The sequence below is a fragment of the Labrys neptuniae genome, from assembly GCF_040797145.1.
In the GTDB taxonomy this organism is placed as follows: domain Bacteria; phylum Pseudomonadota; class Alphaproteobacteria; order Rhizobiales; family Labraceae; genus Labrys; species Labrys neptuniae.
In genome coordinates this window covers 205,870-224,169 of record NZ_JBFNQD010000002.1, presented here as the reverse complement: position 1 = coordinate 224,169, position 18,300 = coordinate 205,870, and the positions used below count along the sequence as shown (strand labels likewise).

The window sequence follows — 18,300 nt, the reverse complement described above, 5'->3', positions numbered from 1 at the left end:
TTTGTATTGTCCGGCAATTGACACATGCCTAGAGAAGATCCACCCTGAACGAAACAAATATTACTTCCAGGGAACAGCGTGGGGACATGATGGCAGGCCAGCAGCTTTCTGCACGCGATCGGCTGCGCCCCTGGTATCTGCTCTCCCCGACCCTGATCGTCCTGACCGTGCTGATGGTGGTGCCCATCGTCATCATGACGGTGTACAGCTTCTATGAGTTCGTCACGGCCGGCGTTGAGAAACAGGTCTTCACCACCGCGAACTGGCACGAATTCTTCACCGACAGCTTCTACCACCTCTTCCTGTGGAAGACGGTGAAGGTGGCAGCCATCACCGCCATCCTCTGCGCGCTGCTCGGCTATCCGCCGGCCTATTTCATCGCGATGACGCGCACGCGGCACAAATGGCTGCTGCTGCTGCTCCTGATCGTGCCCTTCTGGATCAGCTTCACCATCCGCACCTTCTCCTGGATCCACATCCTGGGCGAACAGGGCATCATCAACGTGGTGCTGATGAAGCTCGGCCTGATCTCCGAGCCGCTGCGCATGCTCTACACCCAGGGCTCGGTGATCATGGGCATGATCCACTTCCTGCTGCCCTATATGATCCTCAACATCTATGTCAGCCTCGAAGGCATCGACCGCAACCTGATCTCGGCGGCGCGCACGCTCGGCTGCACCCAGGGCCAGGCCTTCCGTGAGGTGGTGCTGCCGCTGTCCCTGCCAGGCCTGATGGCGGGCCTCTTGCTCTGCTTCGTGCTGGCGGCGGGCAGCTACGTCACCCCGCAGGTGCTGGGCTCCACCCGCGACGCGTTGTTCGGCAATCTGATCTACGACACCATCATGACGCAGCTGAACTGGCCGCTAGGCTCGACACTCTCCCTCGTGCTGCTGGTGCTGCTCGGCATCGTGGCTACGATCTACAGCCGCTATATGGGCCTGTCGCGCATCTTCAAGGGGTTGAGCCAATGAGCGAGCTGCCCGGCGCGGAAAAGGACTGGTCCTGGCAGGCCGTGAAGGTCTTCACCATCCTCGTCTACATCTTCATGTTCGCACCGATCCTGGTGGTGGTGATCCTCTCCTTCAACGATTCGCAGTTTGGCGGCTTCCCGATGACCGGCTTCAGCCTGCGCTGGTACAGCAAGCTGATGGAGAACGAGGCGGTGATCCGCGCCTTCAAGACTTCGCTCTGGGTCGCCCTGATCACCGCGGTGGTCTGCACGGTGCTCGGTATCATGGGGGCGATGGCGCTGGTGCGCTACGACTTCCCGGGCAAGCAGTTCATCAACACGCTGCTGATCGCCCCGGCCCTGGTGCCGGAGACGGTGCTCGGTGTCGGCCTGCTGCTTTTGATGCGCTGGGCCCAGCAGCCGCGCACGCTGGTGCTGCTGGTGCTTGGCCATATCATGCTGGCGCTGCCCTATGTCATCCTGGTGGTGCAGTCGCGGCTGGTGGGCATCCGGCGGGTCTATGAGGAGGCGGCCCTGTCGCTCGGCGCCAACCGGTTCCACACCTTCCGCGAGATCACCCTGCCGCTCTTGATGCCGGCCGTCATCGCCAGCCTGCTGCTGGTCTTCACCATTTCCTTCGACAACGTCACCGCCAGCCTGTTCTGGCGCCCCTCGGGCGTCGAGACCATGCCGACGCAGATCCTGTCGATGCTGAAAGTTTCCATCAGCCCGGAGATCAACGCCCTCGGCGCGCTGATGATCCTGCTGACCGTGGGCGTGCCGCTCATCGGCGGCGGCCTGGCCCGCTATCTCGCCCGCGGCATTCGCTAGGGCCAGTCATAAAACCACCAGGAGGGGAACCAGACCAATGACAATGTCGCAGACCAGGCGCCTGGAGCGCCTCAAGGAGCGTTATCTCAATGGCGGCATGAGCCGCCGCACCTTCCTCGGCCTCACCGCGGCGGCGGCGGCCGGGGCCGGCATCAATCTGAAATGGGGCGGCTCGGCGCTCGCCGCCGCCAAGGACGTGCGCTTCGACGGCTGGGGCGGCAGCGTTCAGGAGGCGATGGATAAATACGCCTTCAAGCCCTACACGGCCAAGACGGGCAACAACGTGGTGCAGGGCACCTTCGGCGACGAGAACGAGATCATCACCAAGGTCAAGACCGCCTCGCCCGGCGAGTTCCAGGTGATTCATTCCTCCGGCGTCGAATATTACAAGCGCTATGTCGATGCCGGGCTGACCACCAAGCTCAACGACGCCAACATCCCCAATATGGCCAACATCATGCAGGTGATGTTCGAGCCGTTCCGCAAGATCTCACCGGACCTGTCCTGCGTGCCCTATGACTACGGCACCACCGGCATCGCCTACAACACCAAGGTGATTTCCGAAGCCGAGGCCAAGGAGAAGGGCGTCAATCTGCTGTTCGATCCCAAATACAAGGACAAGATCGGCGGCTATGGCAACATGATCACCCGCGTCTGGTATGCGGCGCTCGCTCTGGGCCAGGACCCCAACGCCATCAAGGACATCGATGCCGTCTGGGACAAGGTGCGCGAGCAGCGCGACCTTGCCAAGAAATACTGGTCGTCGGGCGCCGAGCTGATGGACCTGCTCTCTAAGGGCGAGGTGGTGGTCACCGATGCCTGGTCGGGACGTGTCGCCGCCCTGCAGGCCCAGGGCGCGCCGATCGGCTATCTCGATCCGCCCGGCTCCTATGCCTGGATGGAGGACCTGCTGGTGCTCAAGGGCGCCCCGATGGCCGAATGCGAGGAACTGCTCAACTTCATGCTGCAGCCCGAAGTGATGATCGCGGTGGCGGAGGGGCAGAGCTATCCGCCCGCCCTCGATCCCACCAAGGTGAAGCTGACCGACAAGGTCAAGGCGCTGCCGGCCTTCGACCCCACCGGCAAGATGGCTTCGCTGACCTTCGCCGACGCCGCCTATTGGGACAAGCACACGGACGAGTGGACCAAGACCTGGGACCGCATCGCCAAGGGCGCTTGATCTCCCTCTGAACTCCGGGCTGGCGAGCTTTGCCGGCCCGGCTGCATTCGCAGCCGAAGTTAAAAACGAGAGCGTGACTGATGACCAAGCCAACGGCCGTGGAACTCACCAATGTCAATCTGGCCTATGGCGATTTCGTTGCCGTCAAGGACGTCAACCTCACCATTCGCAAGGGCGACTTCGTCACCCTGCTCGGCCCCTCGGGCTGCGGTAAGACCACGATCCTTCGCTCGATCGCCGGCCTGGTGCAGCCGACGGCCGGCGAGATCGTGGTGGCGGGAAAGCGCATCGACACGATGCCGATCCACAAGCGCAATATCGGCCTGGTCTTCCAGAACTACGCCCTGTTTCCGCATAAGAACGTGTACGACAATATCGCCTTCGGCCTGAAATATCGCGGCGTGGACAAATCCACTATCGCCGCCAAGGTCAAGCGCGCCCTCGACATGGTCCGCCTGCCGGGTGTCGAGCGCAAGCTGCCTTCCGAACTCTCCGGCGGCCAGCAGCAACGCATTGCCCTCGCCCGCGCCATCGTGATCGAGCCGGACGTGCTGCTGCTCGATGAGCCGCTCTCGGCGCTCGACGCGCATCTGCGCGAGGAAATGCGCACCGAGCTCAAGATCATCCAGCGCGAGATCGGCATCACCTCGATCTTCGTCACCCACGACCAGGAGGAAGCCCTGGCGATGTCCGACCACATCGTGGTGATGAACAAGGGCGTGGTCGAGCAGCAGGGTACGCCCGAGGAGGTCTACAAGCGCCCGGACACCCGCTTCGTCGCCAGCTTCCTCGGCCAGTCGAACCTGATCGAGGGCAAGATCATGGGCGTGGCCGATGGCCGCCTTGCCCTGCATCTCGACAATGGCGTGCAACTGGTCGCCGTCGCACCGGCGTCGGCCCGCGCCGGCACAAGGGCGACCGGCGTGGTACGGGCCCAGCGCATCCGGCTCGGCCCGCCGTGCGGCGATCCCGGCGAGCTGCGCGCCACCATCATCGCCGCTTCCTACCTCGGCGGCACCGCCGCCTATATCCTCGATCTTGCCGGCCTGAGGCTGCAGGCCAATGCCACCATCGAGGACAGGGTCTGGCATGACGGCGAGGCCGTCGCGGTGACCATTGCCCCTCAGGATGTGTTGCTGCTGGACGAGAATGGGCGCAGGCTCACCTGACGGCGGGTCGCTCCAGCCGAACCGTATTCGATACCAAAGTTCTTTTCAGCACCAATGGGGTTTTCCATGCGTTACGACGTCATGGTTCTCGGCGCCGGCATCGTCGGCACCTCGATCGCCGCGCATCTGCAGGAGCGCGGCCGGTCCGTCGCCCTGGTCGACCGGCGCGGCCCGGGCGAGGAAACCTCCTACGGCAATAGCGGCGTGGTCGAGCGCTCCGCCTTGCTGCCCGTCGCCTTCCCGCGCAGCCTGTCCGCCCTCGCAGACGTCGTGCTCAAGCGCTATCCCGGCGCCAACTACCATTGGACGGCCCTGCCGGCGCTGGCACCCTGGCTGCTCGCCTATTGGCGCAACTCCGCCCCGGACCGGCTTCTCGCCACCGCCCGGATGATGCAGCCTTTGCTCAGCGCCACCGTGGCCGAGCACCGCGCCTTGGCGAGCAAGGCCGGCGCCGACGCCCTGTTCCGCGACACGGGCTGGCTCAAGGTCTATCGCAGCGAGAAGGCGTTCGAAGCCGAGAAGCGGGAATTTCCCCTCGCCGCCGAGTTCGGCTACCGGGTGAAGGCGCTGACGCGCGACGAAGCTCTGGCGCTCGAACCCAATCTCCGGACCGATTTCACCGCGGGCGTGCATTGGCAGGATCCACACAGCGTCTCCGATCCCGGCGGCATCACCAAGGCTTATGCCGGCCATTTCGAAGCGATCGGCGGGCAGGTCCTGATCGGCGACGCCCGCAGCCTGCGTCCGGGTGCTTCCGGGTGGAGCATCACCACGCAGAACGGTCCGATCGAGGCGCGCCAGGCCGTCGTCGCCCTCGGTCCCTGGTCGATGGACCTGCTTTCCCCGCTCGGCTACCGTTTCCCGCTCGCGGTGAAGCGCGGCTATCACATGCATTACCGTGCCGAGGGCAATGCCGGCCTCAGCCGCCCCGTGCTCGACGAGCAGGGCGGCTTCGTCATCACACCGATGGCGGGCGGCATCCGCCTCACCACCGGCGCCGAATTCGCGCGGCGCGATGCCCCGAGGACACCCGTGCAGGTCGAGCGCACGGAACGGCTCGCCCGCAAGCTCTTTCCGCTCGGTGAGCGCGCCGAGGCCGAGCCCTGGATGGGATCGAGGCCGATCTTCCCCGACTCGCGCCCGGTCATCGGCAAGGCGCCGCGCCACGACAGCCTCTGGCTGGCCTTCGGCCACCAGCATCTCGGCTTCACCCTCGGCCCGGCTACCGGCCGGCTGCTGGCCGAGATGATCACCGGCGAAAAACCCTTCGTCGACCCCTCCGCCTACCGGGCGGAACGCTTCAGCGCCTAGTGCCGTAGCGTTTTGCGATTTGGTGGAATCGCCAAGAATCGCAAAGACGCGTTGAACCAAAGAGTGAGAGCAAACCAGTGTTTCCGTCCAAACGCGCTTTGCTCCAGGGGCCGTCCCTTGTCCAAAAAGGCGATGATCTGCACCGAAAGGACATGGCCATTTCCCTTTGCAGCGCCACGATTTGGTGCTTAGACGGTGCATGACGAGATTGCGGAGCCCCCGATGAACCCCTCTTTTGCTGCCGATCTGATGGAACGCGCCCGCGACAAGGGCCCTGTTACCATCGGCCTGGTCGGAGCCGGCCAGATGGGCACCGACCTCATCGTGCAGATCGCGCTGATGCAGGGCATCCGCATCGGCGCCGTCGCCGTGCGATCGCGACCGCAGAATGCCATCGCGGCCGCCCTGAGCGCCGGGCATCGGCTGGACGAGCTCGTCGAGGTCACCAACGCCTCGGCGATCGACCGGGCCATCGAGACCGGGCGCATCGCCATCACCACCGACCTGGAGGCGCTGGCCGCCGCCGGCCGCATCGAAGTGATCATCGATGCCACCGGCCATCCCGAATCCGGGGCCATCGTGGCGGAGGCCGCCATCCGGCACGGCAAGCATATCGTCATGCTCAATGTCGAGGCCGACATCACCATCGGCCGCCATTTCAAGGCCGAGGCGGAGAAGGCGGGCGTGATCTATACCGGCGCGGCCGGCGACGAACCGGCCGCCGCGCTCGAACTGGTCTGCTTTGCCCGCACCCTCGGCATGACGGTGGTCGCCGCCGGCAAGGGCAAGAACAACGCCCTGAATTTCGATGCGGTGCCCGACGACTATGTCGAAGAGGCGACGGCGCGCGACATGAACCCGCGCGTGCTGGTCGAATTCGTCGACGGCTCCAAGACCATGGTGGAGATGGTGGCGCTCGCCAATGCCACCGGCCTTGAGCCGGACAAGCCCGGCCTGCACGGGCCGCGCGCCAGCAAGGAGGAACTCGCCGAAGTGCTGATCCCGGTCAGCCATGGCGGCGTGCTCTCCAAGCGCGGCTGCGTCGACTACACCATCGGCAAGGGCGTGGCGCCGGGCGTGTTCTGCGTGGTGGAACCCAACCATCCGCGCGTGCTGGAACGCATGACGGACCTGCATGTCGGCAAGGGTCCGTTCTTCACCCTGCACCGGCCCTATCATCTGACCAGCCTGGAAACGCCTCTCACTGCCGCGCGTGCCGTGCTCTACGGTACCGCCGACCTGCAGCCGCTCGACCATCCCGTCGCCGAGACCGCGGCGGTAGCCAAGCGCGATCTCGCGCCCGGCACCGTGCTCGGTCGCATCGGCGAATATGATTATCGCGGCTGGTCGATGCGCTGGGCCGATGCCAGGCGGGAACGGTTGCTGCCGCTGGGCCTGGCCGAACGCGCCCGCGTCACCAAGCCGATCCGCAAGGGCGAGCTGCTCAGCCACGACAATTGCGCCGTCGACGACAGCCTCACTATCGTGCGCCTGCGCCGGCAGCTCGACCTCGCCGACCAGCGCTTCCTCAAGGCTGATGCGGCGTAGGCCCGATCGGGGGGCTGGTCTTCAGACCAGCCTGGAAACGCTACGCTCACTGGATCGAGAAAGGCGGGTCTGAAGACCCGCCCCCCAAATGCCGCCACCCTGACAACGCATCTCATGTTTTATTATCTCGCCAAGACTCTGGGCTTCCTGATCCTGCCCTCCAACGCGGCCCTGGTGCTCGGCCTCCTCGGCCTGTTCCTCAGCTTCATTCACCGCGTCCAGCGCTTCGGCCGCTTCCTGATGGGCTTCGCGCTGCTGGCCTTCGCGGTGATGGGCTGGTCGCCGCTCGGCAATTGGCTGATCCAGCCGCTGGAGGAACGCTTTCCCCAGGCTGCGATCGCGCCCCAGACCAGGATAGCCGGCATCATCGTGCTGGGCGGCGCGGTGGACACCCACATCTCCACCACCAGGCACGAGACCGCCCTCACCGATTCGGCCGAGCGGATGACGGCCGTCGCCGGCCTGTCGCGCCAGTTTCCCGATGCCCGCATCATCTTCACCGGCGGCGTCGGCTCGCTTGCCGGCCAGATCTGGGGCGATATCACCGAGGCGGATGCCTCCAGGCAGCTCTTTCGCAGTTTCGGCATTCCCGATGAGCGCATGCTGTTCGAGAACCGCTCGCGCGATACCTATGAGAATGCCGTCTTCACCTATGACCTTCTCAAGCCCAAGCCCGGCGAGACCTATCTGCTGGTCACCTCCGGCTACCACATGCCGCGCTCGATGGCCTTGTTTCGCAAGGCCGGCTTCGATGTAATGGCCTATCCCGTCAATTATCGCACGGCGGGTCCGCAGGATGGCATGCGGCCCTTCTATGCGATGAGCGACGGGCTGCGCCAGATGAACCTTGCCGTGCGTGAGTGGATCGGCCTGCTGTCCTACCGGTTGAGCGGGCGCATCGACGAGATCTTCCCCGAACCTTGAAAGTTGCACCATGTCCGAGCCTCTGCTTGCCGCTGCCGAACAGGCCGTTCCCATCTGGTTCGCCACCAAGGAGACCGCCGGCGCGGTGCTGGAGCGCCTGTCTCCGTCGCAGCGGGACTGGATCGTCGCCAACGGTTTCGAGGCAAGCGCCGGCCGCCACCTCGTTCTGCCGGGACCTGACGGCGACCTCGCCGGCGTGATCTTCGGCCTCGAGGGCGAATCGGCCCGCCATCGTGACGGCTTCCTGCCCGGCAAGCTCGCCACCCTCCTGCCCGTGGGCACCTATCGCTTCGCCAATGCCAGCCATGACGACCGGCTCGCAGCGCTCGGCTGGGTTTTGAGCCTCTATCGTTTCGGTCGCTACAAGCGCAACGATATCAAGGCCGTACAGCTGATCGCACCTGATGGTATCGACCGCGATGAAATCCTGTCGATTGCCGAGGCTGTGGCGCTCGGGCGCGATCTCGTCAACACACCGGCCAATGATCTCGGCCCGGCGGAGCTGGCCGAGGCGGCGCGTGCCCTGGCCGAAAAACATGGTGCGGCGTTCCGGGTCGTGGTCGGCGAGGAACTCCTCGCCGGGAACTTCCCGATGATCCATGCCGTCGGCCGGGCCTCCTCGCGGGCACCGCGGCTGATCGACCTGGCCTGGGGCGACGCCGCCCATCCCAAGGTGACACTGGTCGGCAAGGGCGTGATCTTCGACACCGGCGGCCTCGACATCAAGCCGTCGGCCAGCATGCTGCTGATGAAGAAGGACATGGGTGGAGCCGCCTCGGTGCTCGCCTGCGCCAGCATGATCATGGCCGCCGGCCTCAAGCTGCGCCTGCGCGTGCTGATCCCGGCCGTCGAGAACGCGATTTCCGGCGATGCCTTCCGGCCCAGCGACATCCTGGCCTCGCGCAAGGGGCTGAGCGTGGAGATCGGCAATACCGACGCCGAGGGCCGCCTGGTGCTCGCCGACGCCCTCGCGCTTGCCGATGAGGAAGCGCCGGAGCTGATCGTCGACATGGCGACGCTGACAGGTGCCGCCCGCGTCGCCCTCGGCCCCGACCTGCCGCCTTTGTTCTGCCGCGACGAGAAGGTGGCAACCGATCTCCTCGCCCATGCCGCCCGGGAGAACGATCCGCTCTGGCGCCTGCCGCTTTGGCCCCCCTATGACGCCATGCTGGACTCCAAGGTCGCCGATCTCAACAACGCCCCGGGCGGCGGCTTTGCCGGCTCGATCACCGCGGCCCTCTTCCTCAACCGCTTCGTCGAGAAGGCCGGGGCCTATGTGCATCTCGACATCTTCGCCTGGACCCCTTCCGCCAAGCCCGGCCGGCCCGAGGGCGCCGAGGTGATGGGCGCCCGCGCCCTCTATGCCTATCTCAAGGCACGTTTCGGCTGAGGCGCCGCCAACCGACCGACCGGGGCCGGTGGCATCGCCGGCTCGGCCCCTAACAATGCCAATCCAGTCTTCCGGGAATTTGCACCATGAGCAACGCCGACGAGCTGATCCGCCTGACCGCTTGCGAGGTCGTCGAGCGCCTCAGGCGGCGCGAGGTCAGCCCGCTCGATCTGGTCGAGGCCTCGCTTGCCCGTATCGAGGCTGTCGACGGCAAGGTCAATGCCATGGTCACGCTCTGCCCCGAGCGCGCCCGCGACCAGGCCCGTCGCCTGATGGAGGCCCCGCCCAGCGAAGACCCCCGCTGGCTCGGCGGCCTGCCGCTCGCGGTGAAGGACCTCAACGACGTTGCCGGCGTACGCACGACCTATGGCTCGCAGATCTTCAGGGATCATGTGCCCGAGCGCTCGGACATCATGGTCGAGCGCCTGGAAGCCCGCGGCGGCATCACCATCGGCAAGAGCAACACGCCCGAATTCGGCGCCGGCGCCAACACCTTCAATGCCGTGTTCGGCGACACGCTCAACCCCTGGGACACCAGGCTGAACGCCGGCGGCTCGTCGGGCGGGGCGGCCGTGGCACTCGCCACCGGGCAGGTCTGGCTGGCCACCGGCTCGGATCTCGGCGGTTCGCTGCGCACACCCGCGAGCTTCTGCTCGGTGGTGGGCCTGCGCCCCTCGCCCGGCCGGGTCGCCAGCGGCCCCGACGGCATCAAGTTCGAGACCCTGCCGGTCAACGGCCCGATGGCACGCAATGTCGAGGATGTCGGCCTGATGCTCGACGCCATGGCCGGCTGGCATATCGAGGACCCGCTGTCGCTGGAAGAGCCGGCCATCGGCTTTCGCGAGAGCGTCCACCGCCGGCAGGCGCCCAAACGGGTCGCCTTCTCGCCTGACCTCGGCATCACACCGGTCAATCGCGAGACCCGGGCGATCGCCGAGGCTGCGGCCAGGAAATTGGAGGAGGCCGGCTCGGTCGTCGAGGAGGCGTGTCCGGATTTCACCGGCGTGCCCGAGGCCTTCCAGACGCTGCGGGCTCTTTCCTACGCCGCCGGCATGCGTGAACTGCTCGAGACCCGCCGCAGCGAACTCAAGCCGGACGTGATCTGGAACATCGAGAAAGGGCGCGCCCTGGATGCCGATACGATCGGTGCCGCCATGCTCCGTCGCAGCAAGCTCTATGACGACATCGCGGCCTTCTTCTCGCACTATGACGTGCTGATCGCCCCAGCCGCCTGCACGCCGCCGCTCGGCATCGAGCAGCGCTGGGTGCGCGAAGTCGAGGGCAGGGTGTTCGAGAACTATGTCGACTGGCTCAAGATCGCCAGTGTCGTCACCATGACCTCCTGCCCCTCCCTGGCCATGCCCGCCGGCTTCACCGCCGACGGCCGCCCCGTCGGCGTGCAACTCATCGGCCGGCCACGCGGCGAGGCGGCGCTGCTAGGTGCGGGCGCCGTGCTGGAGGAGTTGCTGGGGCTGAGTAGACTGGTACCGATCGAGCCACGTTCGCGATAGGTATCGTGCGCTCTGCGAGAGCAGAGCTAACCGCCAACGATAATATCTTCAAGGGAAATTTATCACGATGCTCGGCTACGACATGATACTCATATCGGCAGAAGATCTCCGTAGCTTCACTGAATCGCGGCTTTCCATCATTTCACAATTCATCAGGTATGCCTGAGATATAGGACGTTTCGCAGACACCCGTTGTCGCCCGCCAGAGGATGGAATTTCAAAGTGGACCTGACTCACACTTCCTCTACAACCGTCATGGCGGCGTTCGAGCGCCAGCGGCGCGTCATATCGGCCGTCATGCTCAGAAATGTCAGGACGCGTTTTTTTGGGCACGGCCTCGGATATATCGTGGCAGTGGGCTGGCCAATCTCCCACATCCTGCTTCTTATTGCTATTTTTTCTATCACAGGGCGTGCGGCGCCTTATGGAGAAAGCGTCATCTTGTTCATCGCTACTGGTACAGTACCTTTTATGGTCTTTTCATACCTTTCGCGCTTCATGATGGTAAATCTTGTGTCGACGAGACCGCTATTGAGCCTCCCCGGTGTAAGAATGCTTGACGTTCTTATCGCGGGTGCAATTCTTGAGATCCTGTCGTCAGCCTTTGTAATAATCTTTATGATTATACTTGGAATAACCTTTGACGTTCCAATCCTGCCGCAGGATATCACCACTGCCTTCTGCGCTTTAGGGGCATCCATCCTGCTTGGCTGCGGCATGGGGGTGATCAACAGCGTTATCGTTGCCGCTGTACCGATGTGGATGACGGGTTATTCACTGCTCATCATTGGTGTCTGGGCGTCATCGGGTGTCGTTTTCGTTGCCGATACGATCCCGGAGCCATATCGCTCAATGCTGGCCTATAATCCTGCGCTTCAGACAGTGGAGTGGATGCGCTCAGCCTACTATACGGGCTATGGTCAACTCGTCTTGGACAAGCCCTATACGATTGCAGTCGGGCTGGTCTCCCTGGTGGGGGGACTGGCTCTGGAGAGAGTGCTGAGAAACTACGTTCTATCCACTCGCTGAGCCTTCGCGGTAATCTTGGAAGAGGCCCAGGAGCAAAACGCTGATCGGGAGCACGGTTCGCACGGCCCCGTTCGAGGCTGCTCCCGCCAGCCTCATGGCTCCCCGCAATGTTGCAGGGACTTCGACGGCAGGCGGATCAATGCTCCGCACTCTTCCCCAGTGCCTCTTCCTCGCAGATGACCCGGACCATTTCACTAGCGTCGGCGAGCACCGAGTCATGATCTTGCCGCCCCGGTGACGGCGCAATCGGTTTGCGGGAAACTTCAACCGCGCCGAAATGGCGAAGAAATAGGCGCATTACGTGATCGACGCCTTCCTCCCGCACCGAACGGAGGTCGGAACCATAATAGGCCCCGCGATTGTAGGAACCCGTAATGATCTCATAGGAGGGGAAATACTCGACATTCTCACGCAGAGCCATGATCTCCTCGGCAGCGACCCGCAACACAGACTTGGAATAGGTCGTCGCTTGCAGCACAGGCCTACCGCTCGCCGTGGCTATGAGCGGGACAGGGGAGACGGTAAGCACGAAACGCGCAGCGGCATTGCGGTAGCGAATGAAGTCAATAGCCTCCAGCATGTCCGCAATGACTTCGGTTGAAGACAGATTGTGGAAGACGTGTCTGGTGCTGTCGAATTCCCCTCCCGAAACACCCGGGCACAAGGGAAATACCGTGCCGCTGGCCCTGTCGATCCAGCATTCCGTCAAACCCAGCGTGAAGACCATGACATCGAGATTCTCGACCGCCTGCCTCACTGCAGCAAGATGCTGCGCCCGGTCGGCGAGCAGTTCTTCTCGGGAAGAGAATCCGTCCGGCTGGATCTGCGGCCGATAGGGATCGATGAAACGATCGTTCTTGTGCCAAATCATGTCTTCGGCCTGGAAGAAGCCATAGGCACGGCGCAGGAGTTGGAGAAACTGGCGCGAGGTATAGAGATTGCCATAGCGGGCGGTATAGACGCCATAATTGAAACGTTCTGCCAGATGGGATGGAACGATCGGATGGGCGGTTTCCGTCACCAGGTAGGTAAAACCGTTTTGTACCAGGTGACGCGCAATATGCTGAGCAAAGCAGCTACCACCCGTTGCCACCTTGTCGCTCCTGCCAATTCGAAATTGCGGCGGCGCAACAGGATCGACCTGCGCCATGGCCGGGGCCGCTACGGCACGACGCCAATAGGCTTCATCCGGAAGGGTTTCGTAGGGATGTTTCATTGCCTGGCCTACGTGTTGTCATCGAAGAAATGGTCGATCAGGTCTTGAAACACCATGGCGCCGTAATGGATGTTTCCATGCACCGCATCCTGCACGAGATGCGGCTGTAGATAGCCGTCGCTGGTCAACGCGCGAGCCGGCGGAGCAAAAAGCCGGATATTCTGCTCCTTGCAGATATCTTTCGCAGCCCGGGCATAAGTTAGCCAGCTGTTGTAGAGTTGACCGGAGGTCAAACTCGCGTAACGCTGTGCTATATCTTTGGACTGAGCGGCTATATGATTTAATATCGTAGTAGAACTCTCTGTCGGAGGTGGCGGCAATATATAGACAGCTTCACAATTAAGTTTATTCTGAATGTAAGGAATTATTCCAATATACTTTTTATATTTTTCGCGCGCCATTTCGTAGACAATTTCGAATGGAACTAGTTCGACATCCTTCGCCACCTTATCATGTCCAGGAACCATGATGTCAAATTGGCGCGTCGTATTAGGAAAGCAGATCATATAATATTCGCTTCCATACAGCGGAAAAGCAATTAATTTTGTACTTCTTTTGTCAAAATTTTTACTTATCTCCTCAATAAGACTGGCGTTATATACGATTTCTCCATTTTCTTCATTTGAAAAATCAGGATATCGTCCAAAGAGTTGTATGATATCGCAGTCAACTTCAACTATTCCGTCTCTTTTCAAATGAGACGCCGCATTGTGAATGGCCGTGCTATGGCTGTGTCCAACGATGAGAAGCGATCGGTTTTGCGATGTTTTCAAGATTTTGCTCATGTTAAATCTGATCATTTCAAAACCTAAAACTTAGATCATATAGTAGTATACTGTGTTGTAATTTTCATTTTTCGCATCGTTAATTCCTATTAGCCTGAGTTATGCGGCTGAGTATACTAGGCACCATGTCATTTCTTACAGCACCCTCTGAGCGCCACAGGCCTGCTTATCGGAAGCTGCATCATACCTCTGATGAATATCTCGACATATCCGACAGGGCAACATTTCAATTCCTAAGTTTAATGTACCGTTTGGTTTACTTTTGCGACCAAACGAGCTCCATTCCATGGCATGGATCGCCGGATAGCTTACCTTCAGACAATTACCTCTATGCGACGGACATCTACCCACTGGGCGATTTGTCTTCGAGCGCAGCGCCGGACCTTTAACGAGGCCGAACGATAGGCTTAGATGAATTTAGACATCATGCTCGCTTTCCTCGGCCTGCACGCAATTAACCCAATCTGCGTGATTACCCCCTATCCTGGTCCTTCGAATGCCGGCGGCAGGGAGGCACAGAGGGCGATGGCGGTGGAGATGCGGCCGGCGCAGGCGTTGCGGCTCTGGCATGACGTCATGCTGACGCTGGTGCGCGACGCCCAGCCAGATCTGTCGAGCCGGCAGCTTGCCATTCTCCTCACCGTCTATCTGGAAGCCCCGCCCCATACGGTGCGCGGCCTCGCCGCCAAGCTCGATGTCACCAAGCCGGTAATCACCCGCGCACTCGACAGCCTGGCCAAGCTCAAGCTCACCGCGCGGCGCCGCGATGAGTTCGACCGGCGCAATGTCATCATCCAGCGCACGGTGGACGGTGCGCTCTATGTCGAGAAGCTCGGCGACATCCTGGTCGCCCTTGGCAAGGACCTTCCGCGCTGACGACCCTGGGGGTGCGAAGATCTTGCGGGACGGCACAGGCTGCTCCATTGAAGACAAGACCCGTTTGAAGGACCTGTTGCATTGACTGCCCATGATCGTCGCATCACCCCGGCTCGGCCGGACCTTGCCGCAGCCTCGCTACGCGGCATCGTCACGGCGCCACGCTATGTCGAGGGCAGCGAGCGCCGCGTCATCGAGACGGCGGTGCCGCTGCGGCCCGATCCGGATTTCTCCGCCTCCATCGATACCGAGCTTCTCTTTGGCGAGAGCTTCACCGTCTATGACGAGATGGAAGGCTGGGCCTGGGGCCAGGCCGACCGGGACGGCTATGTCGGCTGGCTGTCCGCCAATGCGCTGGCGGCCCCGCGCCCCGCCACCCATCGCATCGGCGTGCTGCGCAGCTTCATCTACCCCGTACCGTCGATCAAGGCGCCGGTGATGCTGGCACTGAGCCATGGTTCCGTCCTTTCCGTGGTCGCCAGCGAGGGGCAGTTCCTTCGCCTCGAGGATTGGGGCTTCGTCTTCGCCGCCCATGCCAGGCCTGTCGATTCCAAGGAGGACGACCCGGTCGCGGTCGCCGAGCGTTTCCTCGGCGTGCCCTACCTGTGGGGTGGCAAATCGAGCCTCGGCCTCGATTGTTCGGCCCTGGTGCAGACGGCACGCCATGCCTGCGGCCTGGCCTGCCCGCGCGACAGCGACATGCAGGAAGGCGAACTGCCGGGCGAGCGGCTCGACCCTGCCAGCCCTCTCGCGCAATTGCGGCGCGGCGACCTCCTGTTCTGGAAGGGCCACGTCGCCATGGTCCGCGACGAAACGACGATGATCCACGCCACCGGCCATACCATGACCGTGACGGTCGAGGGCCTTGCCGACGGCATTGCGCGCATCGCCGCGGCGGGCAGCCCTTTGCGCAGCATCATCCGGCCGGATTGAGCCGGGCTGATATTCGCGACTTCGGCTAGAGGGAGGAACCAATCATCATGACCTCGATGGATGCGCCGGCAAAAGCCATGGGCGGCAGGCTGACCATGCAGGACAAGCTTGCCGCCGGTATCGCCTCCGGCCTCCTGCGCGACCTGCATGTCGTCCTCGCCAGCCAGGACGGACGCATCATTCTCGAGCATTACCAGGCTGGCGTGGACGAGAGCTGGGGCAGGCCGCTCGGCGAGGTCGGCTTCGGGCCGCAGACGCTGCACGATCTGCGCTCGGTCACCAAGAGCGTCGTCGGCCTGCTCTATGGCATCGCCCTCGACCGCAAGCTCGTGCCGCCGCCGGACGCACCCCTGCTGCCGCATTTTCCGGACTATCCCGACCTCATCGCCGCATCCGACCGGCAGGGGCTGCGGATCGAGCATGCCCTTACCATGACGCTCGGGCTCGAATGGGACGAAGAGCGGCCCTATACCGATCCGCTGAACAGCGAGATCGCCATGGAAATGGCGCCGGATCGCTACCGCTTCGTCCTCGAGCGACCCGTCGTCGCGCAGCCCGGGACGCGCTGGATCTATTCGGGCGGTTGCGTGGCTCTGGTCGGCGAGCTGATCCGGCGCGGAACCGGCAAGGCCCTGCCCGAATTCGCCCGGGAAACGCTGTTCGAGCCACTCGGCATCGACAGGTTCGAATGGATCGCCGGTGACGACGGCGTCGCCTCGGCGGCTTCGGGCTTGCGCCTGAGCGCCGCCGACCTGCTGCGCATCGGCGAGCTGGTGCTCGCCAAGGGCCTGTGGAACGGCGATCGAATCATATCGCAGGCCTGGATCGAGGCCTCGTTGAAGCCTGCCATACCGACCGGTGACGGTCTGGCCTATGGCCGGCTGTGGTTCATCAGCGCAGACGCAACGACAGCCCTGCCCGGCGGCGAGCATCCCTGGATCGCTGGCTTCGGCAATGGCGGCCAGCGCCTCTGGCTGATGCCGGATGCCGGCATCGCCGCCGTGATCTATTCGGGCAAATACAATGCGCCCGATGCCTGGGTGACCCCGACGCGCCTCTGGCGCGAGATCATCCTCGCCAATGCAGGAAAAGCCTGAGGCAGCCTCCGCGGCCTATTTCGGCGCCGTGCCGTTGAAGGCGAGGATCTCGCCGGCGAGATAGAGCGAGCCGGTGAGCACGACGCGAGGTGCCACCGGAAAGGCTTCGCTGGCGATCGCCTCGAGCGCGGCCTGAAGGCTGCCATGGGCGCGGGCAGCGAGCCCGGCCTGGCGCGCCGCTTCGGCCACGGCCTCGGGGGCGCGGGCTGCGGCACTGTGCTCGATCGGCACCGTATGCACCTCACGGGCGAGACCGGCGAAATTGTGCAGGAACCCGTCGGAATCCTTGGTGGTCAGCATGCCCGTCACCAGCACCAGCGGCCGGGGATTGCGTTCCTCCAGCTCGGCGAGGGCCTCGGCCAGCACGCGGCCGCCATCGACATTGTGGCTGCCGTCGAGCCAGATCTCGGAGCCCGGTGGCAGCAGGGCCGGTATGGCACCCTGGGCGATGCGCTGCAGGCGGGCGGGCCATTCCACTGCCTGCATCGCCTTCTCGAAATGGCCATCCTCGACGGTGAACAGGGTCTGGCTGCGCAGCGCGGCGATGGCAAGACCGGCATTGCGATGCTGGTGTCGCCCGGCAAGGCGCGGCAAAGGCAGATCGAGCAGGCCGCTCTCGTCCTGATAGACCAGGCGGCCATTCTCCTCATGCACGTCGAAATCCTGCCCGCCGATCACCAGTGGTGCGCCGACCCGCGCGGCCACGCTTTCGATCACGGCCCTGACAGCGTCGATCTGCGGATAGATCACGCCGGGCGCGCCGCGCTTGAGGATGCCGGCCTTCTCGCGGGCGATGCCCTCGATGTCGGTGCCGAGGAAATCGGCATGGTCATGCGAGATCGAGGTGATCACGCTGAGAAGCGGCTTGTCGATGACGTTGGTGGTGTCCATGCGTCCGCCGAGCCCCACCTCCAGCAGGAGGACGTCGGCCGGATTCTCGGCAAAAAGCTTGAAGGCGGCGGCGGTGGTGATCTCGAAGAAGGTGATCGGCGCGCCGTCATTGGCCTGCTCGCAGGCCTCGAAGGCCTCGATGAGCTTGTCCTCGCTCACCAGGGCGCCAGCGCTGCCCCCGGGCCCGGCCAACCGGATGCGCTCGTGGAAATGTACGAGATGGGGCGAGGTATAGACGTGCACGCCATAGCCGGCGCCTTCCAGCGCCGCGCGCAGGAAGGCGATGGTCGAGCCCTTGCCATTGGTGCCGGCGACATGGATCACCGGCGGCACCTGCCGCTCGGGATGGCCGAGCTTGGCCAGCAGCCTCTCGATCCGGTCGAGCGAGAGGTCGATCTTTTTCGGATGCAGCGCCATGAAGCGGGAGAGATAGGCGTCGGACTGCGTCATGACGGCGATTGGGCCTCGAATTGACCTGGTTCGGCAGAAGCCCTGCTCCGACAGAATCGGAAACCGGCTCCCAAGCTCTCAGCCATACCTTTTCCCCCGCCACGGGGCCAGATTCTTTCTCGTCGCGGACCTGTTCTGGCCGCCAGTGAACAAAGCGACGGGAAGTCACAGCGAGAGCGGCCAGTCCGATATCGCCTCCGCCGCGAGACG

16 protein-coding genes are annotated in these 18,300 nt (G+C 63.3%); 13 read left to right on the top strand and 3 right to left on the bottom strand.

Annotated features, from left to right (window positions below; all coding sequences use genetic code 11):
* Positions 1–89: 89 nt before the first annotated feature.
* The 10 genes from ABXS05_RS08365 (at position 90) to ABXS05_RS08320 (ending at position 11,842) form a co-directional block, all read left to right on the top strand.
* Positions 90–971, top strand: coding sequence for an ABC transporter permease (locus ABXS05_RS08365; protein WP_149255419.1), 882 nt, complete (start codon positions 90–92; stop codon positions 969–971).
* Complete coding sequence (locus ABXS05_RS08360; RefSeq protein ID WP_367623566.1) at positions 968–1,780, top strand: ABC transporter permease; 813 nt, start codon at positions 968–970, stop codon at positions 1,778–1,780. Before ABXS05_RS08365 ends, ABXS05_RS08360 begins: the two co-directional genes overlap by 4 nt.
* Positions 1,781–1,817: 37 nt before the next feature.
* The gene (locus ABXS05_RS08355; protein ID WP_311934100.1) at positions 1,818–2,960 is read left to right on the top strand and encodes an extracellular solute-binding protein; all 1,143 of its coding nucleotides are present in this window, start codon (positions 1,818–1,820) and stop codon (positions 2,958–2,960) included.
* 80 nt (positions 2,961–3,040) lie between these two features.
* On the top strand, positions 3,041–4,129 hold the full coding sequence (locus ABXS05_RS08350; RefSeq protein ID WP_367623565.1) for an ABC transporter ATP-binding protein: 1,089 nt from the start codon (positions 3,041–3,043) through the stop codon (positions 4,127–4,129).
* 66 nt (positions 4,130–4,195) lie between these two features.
* Positions 4,196–5,440, top strand: coding sequence for an NAD(P)/FAD-dependent oxidoreductase (locus tag ABXS05_RS08345; RefSeq protein WP_367623564.1), 1,245 nt, complete (start codon positions 4,196–4,198; stop codon positions 5,438–5,440).
* Between the two features lie 222 nt (positions 5,441–5,662).
* Entirely contained in the window at positions 5,663–6,988 is a 1,326-nt protein-coding gene (locus ABXS05_RS08340) for an NAD(P)H-dependent oxidoreductase (RefSeq protein WP_367623563.1), read from the top strand.
* A 114-nt stretch (positions 6,989–7,102) separates the two neighbouring features.
* Positions 7,103–7,912, top strand: coding sequence for a YdcF family protein (locus tag ABXS05_RS08335; RefSeq protein WP_367623562.1), 810 nt, complete (start codon positions 7,103–7,105; stop codon positions 7,910–7,912).
* 10 nt (positions 7,913–7,922) lie between these two features.
* Positions 7,923–9,302, top strand: a complete 1,380-nt coding sequence (locus ABXS05_RS08330) for a leucyl aminopeptidase family protein (RefSeq protein WP_367623561.1) — start codon at positions 7,923–7,925, stop codon at positions 9,300–9,302.
* A gap of 86 nt (positions 9,303–9,388) precedes the next feature.
* Complete coding sequence (locus tag ABXS05_RS08325; RefSeq protein WP_367623560.1) at positions 9,389–10,813, top strand: amidase; 1,425 nt, start codon at positions 9,389–9,391, stop codon at positions 10,811–10,813.
* Positions 10,814–11,035: 222 nt separating this feature from the next.
* Positions 11,036–11,842 carry an ABC transporter permease gene (locus ABXS05_RS08320; protein WP_311934092.1) on the top strand — a complete coding sequence of 269 codons (807 nt, stop codon included), beginning with the start codon at positions 11,036–11,038 and terminating at the stop codon, positions 11,840–11,842.
* Positions 11,843–11,978: 136 nt separating this feature from the next.
* Here the strand turns inward: ABXS05_RS08320 and ABXS05_RS08315 are convergent, their stop codons facing one another.
* Together ABXS05_RS08315 and ABXS05_RS08310 are read right to left on the bottom strand one after the other, a co-directional pair.
* On the bottom strand, positions 11,979–13,058 hold the full coding sequence (locus tag ABXS05_RS08315) for a GSCFA domain-containing protein (RefSeq protein WP_367623559.1): 1,080 nt from the start codon (positions 13,056–13,058) through the stop codon (positions 11,979–11,981).
* An 8-nt stretch (positions 13,059–13,066) separates the two neighbouring features.
* A complete protein-coding gene (locus ABXS05_RS08310; RefSeq protein ID WP_367623558.1) occupies positions 13,067–13,843 on the bottom strand; it encodes a hypothetical protein in 777 nt (258 codons plus the stop codon).
* Positions 13,844–14,368: 525 nt separating this feature from the next.
* Between ABXS05_RS08310 and ABXS05_RS08305 the strand changes: the two genes are divergently transcribed.
* From ABXS05_RS08305 to ABXS05_RS08295, 3 genes are all read left to right on the top strand, one after another.
* On the top strand, positions 14,369–14,719 hold the full coding sequence (locus tag ABXS05_RS08305) for a MarR family transcriptional regulator (RefSeq protein WP_311934089.1): 351 nt from the start codon (positions 14,369–14,371) through the stop codon (positions 14,717–14,719).
* Positions 14,720–14,800: 81 nt separating this feature from the next.
* Entirely contained in the window at positions 14,801–15,652 is an 852-nt protein-coding gene (locus tag ABXS05_RS08300; protein ID WP_367623557.1) for a C40 family peptidase, read from the top strand.
* A 47-nt stretch (positions 15,653–15,699) separates the two neighbouring features.
* On the top strand, positions 15,700–16,749 hold the full coding sequence (locus tag ABXS05_RS08295) for a serine hydrolase domain-containing protein (RefSeq protein ID WP_367623556.1): 1,050 nt from the start codon (positions 15,700–15,702) through the stop codon (positions 16,747–16,749).
* Between the two features lie 15 nt (positions 16,750–16,764).
* Here ABXS05_RS08295 and ABXS05_RS08290 read toward each other — a convergent pair whose 3' ends face one another.
* On the bottom strand, positions 16,765–18,090 hold the full coding sequence (locus ABXS05_RS08290; RefSeq protein WP_367623555.1) for a bifunctional folylpolyglutamate synthase/dihydrofolate synthase: 1,326 nt from the start codon (positions 18,088–18,090) through the stop codon (positions 16,765–16,767).
* Positions 18,091–18,300 lie beyond the last annotated feature (210 nt).